The sequence below is a fragment of the Dehalococcoidia bacterium genome, from assembly GCA_021295915.1.
Taxonomy (GTDB): Bacteria; Chloroflexota; Dehalococcoidia; order Lucifugimonadales; family UBA1123; genus VXRN01.
Window position 1 is genome coordinate 21,536 of the sequence record JAGWBK010000051.1, and the last position, 14,060, is coordinate 35,595.

At 61.2% G+C, this 14,060-nt stretch carries 14 protein-coding genes and 2 pseudogenes; 12 read left to right on the forward strand and 4 right to left on the reverse strand.

Going from position 1 to position 14,060, the window contains the following annotated elements; genetic code table 11:
* The 12 genes and pseudogenes from J4G14_13185 to J4G14_13240 form a co-directional block, all read left to right on the forward strand.
* Nucleotides 1–643 (forward strand): hypothetical protein (locus tag J4G14_13185; GenBank protein MCE2458745.1); only part of this gene is annotated, 643 nt, incomplete at its 5' end.
* Nucleotides 644–792: 149 nt separating this feature from the next.
* Nucleotides 793–1,746 (forward strand): ABC transporter permease, encoded by a 954-nt coding sequence (locus tag J4G14_13190; protein ID MCE2458746.1) that lies wholly within the window; start codon nt 793–795, stop codon nt 1,744–1,746.
* Between the two features lie 13 nt (nt 1,747–1,759).
* Nucleotides 1,760–2,680, forward strand: coding sequence for an ABC transporter permease (locus J4G14_13195; protein ID MCE2458747.1), 921 nt, complete (start codon nt 1,760–1,762; stop codon nt 2,678–2,680).
* A gap of 111 nt (nt 2,681–2,791) precedes the next feature.
* On the forward strand, nt 2,792–3,664 hold the full coding sequence (locus tag J4G14_13200; protein MCE2458748.1) for an ABC transporter ATP-binding protein: 873 nt from the start codon (nt 2,792–2,794) through the stop codon (nt 3,662–3,664).
* Entirely contained in the window at nt 3,661–4,650 is a 990-nt protein-coding gene (locus J4G14_13205; protein MCE2458749.1) for an ATP-binding cassette domain-containing protein, read from the forward strand. Before J4G14_13200 ends, J4G14_13205 begins: the two co-directional genes overlap by 4 nt.
* A gap of 66 nt (nt 4,651–4,716) precedes the next feature.
* A complete protein-coding gene (locus tag J4G14_13210; GenBank protein ID MCE2458750.1) occupies nt 4,717–5,145 on the forward strand; it encodes a sulfatase-like hydrolase/transferase in 429 nt (142 codons plus the stop codon).
* A gap of 1 nt (nt 5,146) precedes the next feature.
* Nucleotides 5,147–6,181 (forward strand): sulfatase-like hydrolase/transferase, encoded by a 1,035-nt coding sequence (locus J4G14_13215; protein MCE2458751.1) that lies wholly within the window; start codon nt 5,147–5,149, stop codon nt 6,179–6,181.
* Between the two features lie 68 nt (nt 6,182–6,249).
* Nucleotides 6,250–7,716, forward strand: coding sequence for a sulfatase-like hydrolase/transferase (locus tag J4G14_13220; GenBank protein MCE2458752.1), 1,467 nt, complete (start codon nt 6,250–6,252; stop codon nt 7,714–7,716).
* A gap of 123 nt (nt 7,717–7,839) precedes the next feature.
* A pseudogene (locus J4G14_13225) lies at nt 7,840–8,202 on the forward strand (TSUP family transporter).
* 16 nt (nt 8,203–8,218) lie between these two features.
* Nucleotides 8,219–8,578 carry a TSUP family transporter gene (locus J4G14_13230; GenBank protein MCE2458753.1) on the forward strand — a complete coding sequence of 120 codons (360 nt, stop codon included), beginning with the start codon at nt 8,219–8,221 and terminating at the stop codon, nt 8,576–8,578.
* 429 nt (nt 8,579–9,007) lie between these two features.
* Nucleotides 9,008–11,491, forward strand: coding sequence for a CoA transferase (locus tag J4G14_13235; protein MCE2458754.1), 2,484 nt, complete (start codon nt 9,008–9,010; stop codon nt 11,489–11,491).
* Between the two features lie 140 nt (nt 11,492–11,631).
* Nucleotides 11,632–12,382 (forward strand): annotated as a pseudogene (locus J4G14_13240) (transposase).
* Between the two features lie 131 nt (nt 12,383–12,513).
* Here the strand turns inward: J4G14_13240 and J4G14_13245 are convergent.
* From J4G14_13245 to J4G14_13260, 4 genes are read right to left on the reverse strand one after another with little or no spacing between them, the layout of a single operon-like run.
* A complete protein-coding gene (locus J4G14_13245; GenBank protein ID MCE2458755.1) occupies nt 12,514–12,918 on the reverse strand; it encodes a hypothetical protein in 405 nt (134 codons plus the stop codon).
* The gene (locus J4G14_13250; protein MCE2458756.1) at nt 12,906–13,208 is read right to left on the reverse strand and encodes a recombinase family protein; all 303 of its coding nucleotides are present in this window, start codon (nt 13,206–13,208) and stop codon (nt 12,906–12,908) included. Before J4G14_13250 ends, J4G14_13245 begins: the two co-directional genes overlap by 13 nt.
* 19 nt (nt 13,209–13,227) lie before the next feature.
* On the reverse strand, nt 13,228–13,530 hold the full coding sequence (locus tag J4G14_13255; protein ID MCE2458757.1) for a hypothetical protein: 303 nt from the start codon (nt 13,528–13,530) through the stop codon (nt 13,228–13,230).
* Entirely contained in the window at nt 13,520–13,774 is a 255-nt protein-coding gene (locus J4G14_13260) for a helix-turn-helix transcriptional regulator (protein MCE2458758.1), read from the reverse strand. Before J4G14_13260 ends, J4G14_13255 begins: the two co-directional genes overlap by 11 nt.
* Between the last annotated feature and the right edge of the window lie 286 nt (nt 13,775–14,060).

Below are 14,060 nucleotides of genomic sequence, written 5' to 3' on the forward strand. Positions count from 1 at the left end.
GACCAGCGTCCCGGGCGTCGATCCGCCCAACATGCGCCAGATCAGCTTCTTCGGCACGGCTGACCCCAACTACGACGACGTCCTCGACTACCCATGCCTGGACTGGGGCCAGAAGGAAGCCCAGCAGGAGATGGCCAAGCAGGTCTTCGCCGAGAAGGGCGTCGACACGATCGAATTCCTCACCGAGGAGGCCGAGCCCCAGATCGTGCTGATCGTCCAGCAGCAGATGGAACCGCTGGGTGTGAACATCGAGATAGTGCAGTCAGAGTTGACCTCCGCCAGGGAGCAGGCATACGCTTGCGACTATCAGCTGTTCTGGTTCGGTCAGGCGGTCGCCAGCAAGAGCCCTGTCGAGATAATTAACCAGGTCTTCAGGCCGGGCGCTGGCTTCGAAATGTGCCAGGCTGAGCCGCCGCAGGAGTGGCTAGACCTGCTGGCTGAACTCGACCGCGTCGGGCTTGGCTCCGTCGAAGAAAAAGAGATCACCAAGCAGATGGACACGATCATGCGGGAGAGCTGGAACCCCAAGGTTCCAATCCGCCGTCCAGATGAGTTCCAGATCAAGTGGAACTACGTCATGAACGTCGATCCCATCGCGACCGGCAAGTTCATCCAGTCACGCTTCGTTGCTCCCGGCAAATAGAGTCTGAGTAGCGTCCGAGAGTAAACAACTCTCGGACGCGTATTTCATCGACATATAGCGAGGTGAGATAGGTCTGGGACCTTGCGGCTCGCTTATGGCCATCGGGGCCGCCGTTGCATGCCGCATGAGGGGAGATCAGGGGAGGCGATTTGACAGGATATATCGTCCGTCGGGTATTTCTGATCGTACCGACGCTCTTGCTGCTCGGGACGCTCCTTTTCTTCATGCTCCAGTTCATTCCCGGAGACGTCGCTTCGACACTCCTCGCCAGCGAGGAGAATGCAGCGACTCCGGAGGCCATTGAGAAGCTGCGAAAGCAGCTTGGGCTCGCCGATCCACTTCACGAGCAGTACTTCAGGTGGCTCGGGAAGATGGTGCGCGGCGACCTTGGCTACTCAGCCTACTTCAACCAGTCGGTCTGGGATGCGATCAAGCCCAAGATCGACGTAACGGTGACGCTCGCCCTGCTGGGCGTTTTCGTAGCCATTGTCATATCCATTCCCGTAGGTGTCTTATCAGCGCTGTTCAGGGGTAGTGCGTTCGATCAGGCCGTGCGCGCCGTCAGCGCAATAGGCATGGCGGTACCCGCGTTCTGGCTGGGCATAATGATCCTGCTGGTCCTCTCAAGAGGAGTAGGATGGGCGCCGCCGGCCCAGCACGCCGACATACTTGATGACCCAATCAAGGCGCTCCAGCGCTTTATGTTCCCCGCGCTCATCCTGGGTTTCCGCTCTGCCGCCGTCATCAGCAGGATGATCCGCTCCATGATGCTGGAGGTGCTGAACGAGGACTACGTAAGGACCGCGTGGTCCAAGGGGCTGCTGCCCAGGGTGGTCATCGTGAAGCACGCCCTGAGAAACGCGCTGCTGCCGGTTGTGACGATGCTCGGAATGCTTTTCGCATCACTTCTCGACGGCGCTGTCGTGCTCGAGACCGTCTTCAACCTCCCCGGAATCGGCCTGCACCTGATCGAGTCCGTCAGGGGCAGAGATGCGGCGATGGTGCTGGGCATGGTCCTGATGATCGGCGTGTTCATGATGATATGGATTCTGCTGATCGACCTCTCCTATAAGGTACTGGATCCCAGACGTTCAAGCGCCTGATCGGAGTTAACGCATGGGCGCCGTGATTGACACCGGCCCATCGGGGCCTGCACAGCGAGTCCAGAGCATTGCGTCGAAGGCCGGCAGTGGTCTGGTGGAGTTCGCTCGCCTGAATCCGTCCGGGGCCATCGGCGGCTTGGTAATGCTCCTCTTCGTGCTGTTGGCCGTATTCGCCCCCCTGGTAACTCCACACGATCCGGCGAAGTTCGTCGCGACCCGCTACCTGAATCTGTTCGACACTGCCACCGACGGCAGCATGCTGCTGTTCGGGTCGGACGAACTGGGTCGCAACGAGTTCAGCCGCATACTCTACGGCGGACGCGTGTCTCTTCTGGTAGGCTTCCTGTCTCCTCTCATGGGTGTGGCTGTGGGAACCTTGATAGGAATTACCAGCGCATACTTTGGCGGACTGGTTGACCTGATCCTGCAGCGGTTCGTGGACACACTCCTCGTGCTGCCGGGACTGGTCATAGTCATAACGGTAGCAACGGCGTTTGGCTTCACGATGACGGTGGTTATCTGCGCCCTGGCGCTGTTCAGTGCCATAGGGTCCATACGAGTTATACGGTCGCACGTGTTATCGCTAAGAGAGTCACTATTCATCGAGGCGCAGCGTTCGATAGGGTCGTCTTCCCTGCGGATAGTCGTGCTTCACCTTGTCCCAAATACGCTGCCGGTCTCACTCGTGCTGGTCGCCGTGGGTATCGCGGGCGCGATCGTTGCCGAAGCGCAGCTCAGCTTCCTGGGCATTGGCATCAAGCCCCCGACTCCGTCTTGGGGCAACATGCTCAGCGGCGCCCAGACCCGGTTCGACCTCGGCCCTCATCTCGCGGTGATTCCCGGTGTGATGATATCCATCACCGTTCTTGCCATGAACCTGCTGGGTGACTCCATCAGGGACATGATCGATCCTCGTCTGAGAGGGAGGCAGTAGTTGACTAGCCCCGGTGAACCGGAGCCGCTCATCTCGGTACGCGACCTCCGCACGTTCTTCTACACCCGTGAGGGCGTGGTCAAGGCAGTCAACGGCGTGTCCTTCGACGCCATGGAAGGCGAGACCATCGCGCTGGTAGGCGAGAGTGGGTGCGGCAAGTCCGTGACCTCGCTGTCCATCATGCGTCTGGTCGCGGAGCCTCCGGGCAAGATCGAGACCGGCGAGGTCATGTTCCAAGGCGAGGACCTGCTCAAGATGGACGGCGTCGAGCTGAGAAACACCCGGGGCAAAGACATCGCGATGATCTTCCAGGAGCCGATGTCGTCGCTCAATCCAGTGCTCACCATCGAGGAGCAGCTCTCCGAGTCTGTAATGTGGCACCAGGGACTGAATCGCGGCGAAGCCCGGATGAGAGCGATCGAGCTTCTCGAACAGGTCGGCATTTCCGACCCCCAGCGCAGGTTGAACCAGTACCCTCACGAGTTTAGTGGAGGGATGCGCCAGCGCGTGATGATCGCAATTGCGATGAGCTGCGGCCCCAAGCTGATCATCGCCGACGAGGCGACAACCGCGCTCGACGTGACTATCCAGGCGCAGATCCTGGACTTGCTGAAGGGTCTTGCCAGCGAGTTCGGCGTCACTCTCATTTTGATCACGCATAACCTTGGTGTTGTCGCCAGGTACGCTGACCGGATCAACATAATGTACGCGGGGGATATATTCCGCAATCCGAGGCACCCCTACACGCGAGGCCTGCTTCGATCGATTCCACGGGTCGACCAGGTGCGAGGCGAACTGCTGGAGACCATCGAGGGTCGCCCTCCTGACCTTATAGACCTGCCGCCCGGCTGTCCGTTTGTGCCGAGGTGCGACTACGCGATAGATGTCTGCGCCGGCCAGTTCCCGGATGAGACAGCGATTAGCGATAGTCATCGCGCAGCCTGTTGGGTCGCCACCGAGCTTGGAGAGGTGTCGGCGTCATGACCACTGCCCCAACGCAGCACTCTCCTGCACATCGCCAGCATCCTGAAGGCGATAACCTGGTTGAAGTCCGTAATCTCAAGGTCAACTTCCCTGTAAAGGCGGGATGGATCATTCCCCGGACTGTCGGACTGATCAAGGCCGTTGACGACGTCAGCCTGGCTATCCGGCGTGGAGAGACGCTCGGTCTGGTAGGTGAGAGCGGATGCGGCAAGACCACTCTCGGCCGTGCGATTCTACGGCTCGAAAGGGCAGAATCCGGCGACGTCTACTTTGGCGGCCGCAACCTGGACGAGATGAACAGGGAAGAGCTGCGTGGCATGCGTCGCCGCGCACAGATCATCTTCCAGGACCCGTACACCTCCCTCGACCCACGGCAGACCGCCGGTGACTGCGTTGGCGAGCCTCTCAGGGTGCACAACCTGGTCAAGGGCCGTGGTGAATACAGGGACGAGGTCGCCAGGCTCCTCGAGATCGTCGGCCTGAATCCGAACATGGCGAGCCGGTTCCCTCACGAGTTCAGCGGCGGGCAGCGCCAGCGCATCGGAATCGCCCGCGCCCTGGCCGTTAACCCCGAGTTCGTCGTCTGTGACGAGCCGGTGTCTGCGCTCGACGTATCGATCCAGGGCCAGATCATCAACCTGCTGCAGGAGCTGCAGCAGACGTTCAACTTCACCTACCTGTTCGTGTCGCACGACCTGTCTGTGGTCCGGCACGTGAGCGACAGGATTGCGGTCATGTACCTCGGCCGTATCGTCGAGGTCGCCACCCAGGACGAACTTTACGAAGACCCACTTCACCCGTACACGCGAGCGCTGCTGTCGGCCATACCCATTCCTGACCCCGATGTTGAAGCGGGAAGGGAACGGATTCCACTGCCCGGTGAGGTCCCCAGCCCACTCAATCCGCCCAGCGGCTGCTCGTTCCATCCCAGGTGCCTGCTGGCCATCGAAGAGTGTGAAGGCGACGTGCCCGAACTCCAGGGGTGAGCTGCATCAGAGCGCCGGGATACGCCGCTTCCTGATACACATCAACGACTATGGAGGAGAGCCCACATGCCTGACCGTCCTAACGTAGTGTTCATTTTCAGCGACCAGCAGCGGTATGACACCCTGAGCTGCTACGGCAACGACTGGATCAATGTGCCGCGCCTGAATGCGCTGGCAGACAGCAGCTTCGTCTTCGAGCGGGCTTACGTCGCTCAGCCTGTATGCACTCCCGCACGGGCTACGATCGTTACCGGACTCTATCCTCATTTCGCAGGGCCGACCGTCAACAGGATGTCTCTTCCGCCGGACCGTCAGAGCGTCGCCGAGATGTCCCCGGAGGACTACCACACCGGCTGGTTCGGCAAGTGGCACCTCGGGGACGACGTCATTCGACAGCACGGCTTCGACGAGTGGATAAGCACCGAGGACGGCCATCGCCCCGAGTACACGCAGCGCGAGTACCGCACCCAGATGAGCGACTGGGTTCGAGCCTGAGTTGCAAAGGGCGGACGGCGAAATGATGTTCTCGCCGATGCAGCGCGCCAGGCTGCCCGCGGAGCACCAGATGGCATCATTCCTCGGAGGCAGGGCGGCGGACTTCATCGACCGCAACAGCGACAGCCCATTCATGCTGTACGTCAGCACGTTCGAGCCTCACCCGCCGTATCACGGCCCCTACGACGACATGTACGACCCCGAAGAACTGCCCGTGGGACCCACGTTCCTGAAGGTGCCGGAGGGAGGTTCCCTCCACAACACCGTTCGGGCCGAGTACTGCACGCAGTACCTCGGGCAACCCGACGCCGAGACAGACCCATACCTGCAGTCCAACGCCGCTCGCGGTCACGACGTGACCTCAGAGGCCGGCTGGCGCAGGCTGAGGGCACAGTACTTCGCAAACATCACCCTGGTCGACGAGATGGTCGGGACGATACTCGACGCACTCGAACGCAACGGTGTTGCTGATAACACGGTTGTCGTCTTCACCAGCGAACACGGCGAGATGGCTGGCGACCACGGGATGCTCGAGAAACGCTCGATGTACGAGGAGTCGGCCCGCGTGCCGCTCATCATGCATGTGCCGGGTATATCTACCAGTCACCAGATGCTGGAAGGCGCAGTGGGCCACGTTGACCTTGTTCCCACGATACTCGACCTGATGGGCGCATCCGTGCCGGACCACCTGCAGGGCAAGAGCCTTGCCCCCGTGCTGCGTGGTGAGCAGACGCTCGACGGCAACGAGGTCTTCGTCCAGTGGAACGGTGTGAGCGACATCGACGACCGCCACCTCGGCAGTCCGGAGATCAACCTCCGCAACACGCAGCCCTGGCGGACAATCGTGCGCGACGGCTGGAAGCTCGCGCTGTGCGCTACCGACCAGGGCGAGCTGTACGACCTGGTCAACGATCCGTACGAGCAGACCAACCTGTTCGATCACCCTGATCAGCGCCACCGGGTCAGGGACCTCGCGGCCCGAGTCCGGCTCTGGCAGCACAAGAACTTCGACCACGCACCTCTACCCACCGTCTGATCGACGCGAGCTACGCTCTTTACATGTGCAGCTTCAAGCGGCCGTCCGAACACAAGGAGACTTGATCAATGCCGGATAACCCAAACATCGTCTTCATCTTCAGCGATCAGCAGCGCCAGGACACGCTGGCCTGCTACGGTGCCGACTGGATGAACGTCCCCAACCTGAATGCCCTGGCTGACGAGAGCTTCGTGTTCGAGAACGCCTACGTTGCCCAGCCCGTGTGCACCCCGGCCCGCGCGACGATCATGACCGGACTGTACCCGCACGCTGCCGGCCCGATCGTCAACCAGATCCACTTGGAAGAGAGCGTCCCGGTGATCGCCGAGATGCTGTCGGACGACTACTACAAGGGCTACATGGGCAAGTGGCACCTGGGCAACGACCTCGTGGCCCAGCACGGCTTCGATGAATGGGTATCAGCCGAGGACAGCCACAGGTTTGCCAAGCCTGAGCAGCGCTACCTCGTGTCCAGCTACAACAAGTACCTTGTCGAGCAGGGCTACAAGCCGGACAGGGAGCGCAATGGCGTGGGCGTGTTCAGCTCCGACGCCCACTACGATCTGCCTGAAGAACACCAGATGGCGTCATTCCTCGGCGACCGCGCCGCGGAGTTCATCGAGGCCAACAGCGACAGGCCGTTCGCGCTGTACGTCAGCACGTTCGAGCCGCACTCGCCGTACCACGGGCCGTTCATGGACATGTACGACCCGGCCACGCTGCCTGTCGGCCCCGGGTTCCTGCAGAAGCCGGAGTCCGCGTCCCTCGTCAACCGGGTCAGGGGCAACTACTTCCTGCAGTTCATGCTTGAGGGCGTCGACCAGACCGCAGACGACTACATGATGCGCTACGCAGCCTCGAGAGAGGACGTCTCCACCGAGCTTGGCTGGCGCACCCTTCGCGCACACTACATGGCCAATATCACGCTGGTTGACCGCATGGTCGGCAGGATCACGTCGGCGCTGGAGCGCGCCGGTGTGGCCGACAACACCATCGTCGTGTTCACGAGCGAGCACGGCGACATGATGGGCGATCACGGGATGCTGGAGAAGCGCTCGTTCTTCGAGGAGGCATCAAGGGTGCCGCTGCTCATGCGCGTCCCATGGCTGTCACAGGAGTCCACAAGGCTGCCTGGAAGCGTCGGCCACATCGACCTCGTCCCAACTCTGCTGGACCTCTCCGGTCACGAAGTCCCCGGCAACCTTCAGGGCAAGAGCCTTCAGCCGGTGATGGCCGGTGAGTTCTTCATCCAGTGGAACGGCACAAGCAATGAGATCCCCGACCGCTTCCTCGGCGCTCCGGAGATCAACAGGATGCTCGCGCTGCCGTGGCGTTCCGTCGTGACCCCGGACCGCTGGAAGCTGAACCTGTGCGCAGGCGACCAGTGCGAGCTGTACGACCTGAACTCCGATCCTCACGAGTTGAACAACCTGTATAACGATCCTGCCCAGAAGGACCGGATTCGCGATATGGCAGCGAGAATCCGGACATGGCAGCACCAGACCGGAGACACTGTAGCCCTGCCCACGACATAGCGTGCGAAGGGCAGTCAGCGTAGAGGTTTGCCATTTCAGAATCGCGTTGGAAGGACGTGTCGCGAGGCATCCGCCATCAGAGCTGCAGACCTTGAGGCTGGGGCTTAAGGTCGCTCAGCTCTGATGGATCTCACTTTCGGATGGCTCGAGATGGCGATGCCGGCCATCGCACTCCTGTTCGGATCTCTGGTGTTCAGTGCGACCGGCTTCGGGATAGGCATGATCGCCACCCCGATAATGCTGATCGCCCACGAACCGCAGACTGTCATAGTAGTTTCCGGCACCGCGGGACTTGGGATAGGCATCTGGATTATCTCGAAGTCATGGCGCGACATTCCGTTCAGGGACATTGTGCCGATAACCATAGCTGCAGTGTGTGGCGTGCCTATCGCCATCACCATACTGACAACTGCGGACTCAGGCGTACTCAGCATCGGAATCGCCGTTCTGATCATTCTGTTCGCCATCGGATCGTTCGGGAGAGATTCCCTATTCGAGACCCGTGGGTATTCTCGCGGGCTTCGTGGTGGGTGTGCTGCTACCCACGTCCGGCGTCGCGGGGTCGCTGGTGATGCTGTATCTGATGACGAAGAACTGGCAACGCCACACCGTCAGGGGGGCAATGGCGTTCTTCCTGGTGATTCTGATGCTGTTTTCCGTTGTCGGCTTTGCTATTGCGGGACTGTACACGCCGGAGCGCATTACGCTAATCGGAATTGTGATAGTCCCATCGGTAGTTGGCCTGGCTATCGGCGCACGCCTCGTGGGACGGATTGATGAACGCATGTTCAATTACATAGTGATTGGCATCATCATCGTGTCCAGCATCGTAGTGCTGGGACAGGAATTCACGAGCCTGTGAACTTTCGGAAGAGTTGCAGCGTGAGTTGCTCAGGACACTTGCTCGAGCTTGAGCTGCCTCTTCTGTGGCTTCGGTTGCCCACGGCCTCCGCCTTCTCGCCCTCGTACGCTACCAGGCTTCCGTAGTCGTCGGGGAGACCCATGCCGTCGTCAGAGACGGACAGCCTGATACTGTCGGCCTCGAAGTCCAGCCTGACCTCGACCCCTCCTGGTTGGGCATGCAGGAAAGCGTTGGTCAGCGCATTGTGCGCTATTGAGAAGAGCCGGGCTGCAAAGTCCCTGTGGTCCCCGAACTTCGTCCTGGTCGACAGGATGCCAACCCAGGCACAGTTACTTCATAAGAGTCCGGTGAGGACGAATGAGGTTGACGCGCATCTTCGGTGGTTGCATACTCGGACTCCTAAGCCATTCTGGGCTAAGGAGGTGAACCGTGTCAGGACCGTGTACCGGCCTAACCGTCCTGGACTTCTCGTTGGGAATGCCGGGGGCCCTGTGCACCCTGGTGATGGCCGACTACGGCGCCGAAGTGATCAAGGTTGAACCTCCCGGTGGAGACCCATTCCGATTTCAGCCAGCCTGGATTTCGTGGAACCGTGGGAAGAAAGGCATCGTGCTCGACCTCGATACCGATGAAGGCCGTGAGCAGGCCATCCAGCTCGCAGGCAGGGCCGACGTGCTGGTGGAGTCATTCCGACCCGGAGACATGGCTGGCTGGGGACTGTCGTATGACGACCTGTCGAAACTCTACCCGGGCCTGGTCTACTGCTCCATCACGGGCTTTGGACAGAAGGGCCCCCTCCGCCGCGTGAAAGGCTACGAGGGTCTTGTTGCGGCCAAGGCAGGCCGGATGCTCAACCTTCAGGGACAGCCGAACCGGGAAGGCCCGGTCTATTCGGCGGTGTACACCGGAAGCTGGCACGCCAGCCAGGCTGCGGTGCGAGGCATCATCGGGGCGCTCCGAGTGCGCGACCAGTGCGGACGCGGTCAGTGGGTACAGACAAGCATCGTCCAGAACCTGGCCTCTCCACACGACAACAACGTCGGCGACGGCGGACTGGTTAACCTGCAGCTCCGCCGCAGGGACCCGGAGCGGTTCCCCGGAAGGCCCCCCGGACGCGGCCTCTCCTCCATAGGGTACGTTCCCGTGCGGACGAAGGACGGCACATGGCTCCAGCACGCCAACCAGAGGGTCCCGCACATCCGCGGGCACATCAAGGCCATTGGACTTGAGCACCTGCTCGATGACGAGCGGTTCGAGAGAGTTCCCTCAGTCAGCGTGGAGAACCGGGAGGTGCTGCGCCGGGAGATTCTGAAGAAGCAGATGGAGAAGACCTCCGACGAGTGGATGGAGATCTACATCGAGGACGGCAACATCGCCGCTGAGCCCTACCGCGACAGCGTCGGGGCCATGGACCATCCAGCGGTCGTCGACAACTCTCTGGTTGTAACGATCGACGATCCAAGGGTTGGGCCGATGCGCACTCTTGCCCCCATCGCTGATCTGATGGAAACGCCCGGAGAACCAAGCGGCCCGGCTCCCGACGTCGGACAGCACAACGACGAAGTGCTGGGACGCCTGCAGCAGCCCCCGGAGGCTGTAGGGGCAGGTTTCAAACCTGCCCCTACTAATGGCGCTGATGCACCGGCCCATCCGCTGTCAGGCGTGACCGTACTGGACCTGGCAACGATCCAGGCCGGGCCCTACGGCGCTGCTCTCCTGGCAGACCTTGGCGCGCGGGTCATCAAGGTCGACGCCACCGACAGACGACTGGACGCGGGACGGCGTTCTACCGAACAGACCGTGGCCGACCCACGCACCTATGCCGGCAAGGAGTGCATTCAGATCGATCTTCAGACCGCTGAGGGCAAGGAGATCATCCACAAGCTCATCGCGAAAGCCGATGTCCTATCGCACAACTTCCGTCTCGGTGTTCCTGAGCGCCTCGGGGTCGATTGGGAGACGTGCCGGAAGATCAATCCCCGCATCATCCACGTTTGGATGGCGGCCTATGGCGAACACGGAGAACACTCGCGCAGACCGGGCGCCCATCCCATTCCCGGCGCAATCATCGGCGGCGCGATGCGGCAGATGGGTCGGGGCATGCCCCCGCCTCCTGAACAGGTCATGGACATGGAGGAGACCGTCGAGGCGACCCGCTGGATCATGAAGGCCAACTGGGGACCGGACCAGAACACCTCCCCGGCCATCGCCACGGGTATCGTCCTCGCCCTCCGGGCGCGCGACCTTGCCGTCTGGCAAGGCGGGCAGCCCGTCCGGCTCAACATGCTCACAGCTAATGCGTGGACCAACGCCGACGAGTATTTCGACTACGCGGACCGCCCTCCTATCGCGATGCCTGACGAGGAGATCCACGGCCTTCACGCCCTGTATCGCCTCTACCGCTGCAGGGAAGGGTGGGTGTTCCTGGCCTGCCTGTTCCAGGACGAGTGGGAGACATTCTGCCGGACCGTGCAGCGGGAGGACCTGTTGGCCGATCCCCGCTTCTCCACTCCAGAGGCCCGACATGACAACGACGAAGCCCTGGTTGCCGAGCTCTCGGCAGTCCTCGCAGAGCGTACCGCTGACGACTGGGAAGAGCTGCTGACCAACGCAGACGTCGGCTGCGTCCGAGCTGACGAGCTCGTGGAGGGCGACTTCTACGCTGACCATCCCCACGCTAGGGCAAACGATCTGAGCGTCGAGGTGGAGCACCCATACGTCGGCAAGTACCGCCGATACGGAGGATTGGTCGAGTTCTCGATGACACCGGGGATCTACGAGACATCTACCCAGATCGGCCAGCACACCAGACCCCTGCTCCGCGAAATCGGCTACGACGACCAGCAGATCGAAGACCTTGGAGCGCGCGGAGTCGTCCAGTGGGCTGACCCCTCAGTCGGCGGAGAACTCTAACAACAGCGTATATAAGCGAGATTCCATGTAATCTGGACTTTGTACAAAACTTAGAGGGTGTCTGAGAAGTGTCAAGGTCGGGTCATTATGAAGCGTAAACCGTATCCGACAGACCTGACCGACGCAAGCCGTTCGCACCGATGTTCCAGGCCAGGACATGGACGAAAGTCCAGGTGCTGCTGGTCGGCGCAGTCTTGGCCACGCGCAGGCGGACCGTCACCTCCGCCCTCCGAGTCATGGGACTCAGCGATGACAAGAGCTTCGCCCGTTACCACCATGTTCTCAACCGCGCTGAATGGTCACCCTCCAATTGAGTCGTGTGCTGCTGTCGCTCCTGCTCCAACACCTCGATCAGGGCGATGGTCCACTGGTGATTGGGATAGATGAAACCCTGGAGCGGCGGTGTGGCAAGCGGATCAGGGCCAAGGGGATATATCGCGACACGGTGCGCTCCAGCGGGAGTCACTTCGTCAAGGCCTCCGGCCTGCGTTGGATGAGTCTGATGTGGCTGACCGACATACCCTGGGCAAGTCGGACATGGGCGTTGCCTGTGCTGACTGCCCTGGCTCTTTCTGAGCGCTACTACCAGTGGAGACTCAACGCCAGTGGTCGGATCGCGCCATAGCCCGGACCACTCCTGTGCTGTTGGGACTGTTCTCCTGGATAACTCTCGCAGCTCACGTGTTGAGAGGTCGCCGACCGGCAACTACACGATCGGCGGCATGGTATGTCAAGGCAGCGCCGACTTTCGTCGATGCGATCGCTTTGGTGCACCGGCACCTCTGGCTTACTTCTGAGACTTTCTGTATGTCGTCGCAGAGACCCGATATGCGAGAAATCCCAACGCCACTGTTCAATAGATTCATGGAGTCGCTGACCTACGCGGCGTGAATGTACAAAGTCCAGCTTGGAGGCAGTTCGTAAATGACATGGTAACTCACATGAAACTTTCAGGTGGATTGCCAGAAAGTTTCATGTGAGTACGGTAGCATGGTCAACATCTGTGCCAATTCCGTCGTACTTCAGCCGTCGGATCCTCGATCTATGCGTATGTGCATATCGTCTCGTCTTCTGCTCCGTCTGTGAGTGGGAGACGGCGGTGCGATTAGAGGGGGTGCTATGAATATCATACTGACGTCGTTAGTTGCAGTGACTCTGGTGGCCATGCCCATGGCCTGCGAACTGATGCCGAGTGGCCCACCATTTTTGACGGTAGACAGAACCGAGCCGTTCAACGCCATATCCTCGGCGTTCCTGCCAAGTATCCGGCTGTCTTCAGGCATAGGGATAGTGTAGCGCATCAGGGCGTTGTCGGAGACCACCACGATCTCCTTGACGAAGGTCTCGATGAAGGCCCTGCGCTCGGTCAGTTCGCTCTTCTTCAGGAACTCGCTCATGTCCTGAGCGTAGGCCGCTATGGTTTCCACGTCGTCCAGTGCGGCTCTGCGCTGCGGGAGGCCGCCTCCCGCATCCCCCGGGAGACCTCTTGGGCGAGGTTCTCCGAATAGAACTCGTCCACGGTCTCGATGATGCCCTCCAGCAGCTTGCCCGTGGGGGTGTCGTCAGCGTGCTCGGTGATGGAGAAGACCCTGACTCTCTTGCGCCTGAGCATGGACTTGTAGACGACGGCGTGCTCCCGCTTGCGGGTGAAGCGGGAGAACTTCCAGACGAGGATCTCCCGGAACGGGGCGTTGGTCCTGGAGGCCGTGTCGATCATATCCTTGAACTGGGGCCGGTCACTCCTTGAAGAAGCTCAGCTGGACCGGCTCGCCCAGGAGGATTGCGAGACCTCCGGGCAACCGGGCCGCGAAGCGGAAGAGGCCGTACATGGCTCCCCCGGACGGCTCGGCGCCCTTTCGCCACCGGTAGACCTGCTTGTGGTCGACGCCGATGTGCTTGGCCAGTCCGGCCCAGGTGAAACCGCTGGCCGCCTTGAGGCGTTCGAGGCGGTCGGTGAAGTCCCCCGGGAGCAGGCTGCCGTAGGCCGGCCGTTCCAGGTCCCCGCCGAGACGGGGCGAATCTTTGGTGTTAATCGTCATCAGGCACCTCCTGTTCAAAGAGCTCGTGGAAGTTCTCCACGCCTAGGGCCCTTTGCATCCGACGTCGGATGCGACCCGAGGGCGCTCGCCCCTCGTTGACCAGCATGGAGAGGTAACCGGGGCTGATTCCGACCTCCTTTGCGAGCCAGTTCTGGGAGCGGTTCAGAAGGTTGAGCCGCCGCCAGAGAACCGCTGCGTCCAGCCGGACAACGGTCCGTCCTGCACGCCTCGGGCGTCCCTTCATTTGGTTGGCGTCTCTCGAACGCATGGCTTTCGTTCTCCTGTCATCTCTATAAATTTTGCCGGGAATCGGGTGTGGCCTCACGCTCCGGCCCGCCCCGTCCTCCGTTGGTTCAGCGGGGCGGCAGGGCCTGGGGCGTCTGCTACTCCCCCGGCGAGCGCCACGCCCTGCCCAGAGGTCCCAGAGCGTCTATGGCTCCCTTGTGGGAGACTCAGAGGGGCACGGCGACCCCCTCGGCCCGCATCTCCTCCCGCGCCACGCGCAGGAAGTGGGTCTGGGCGATCTCGTC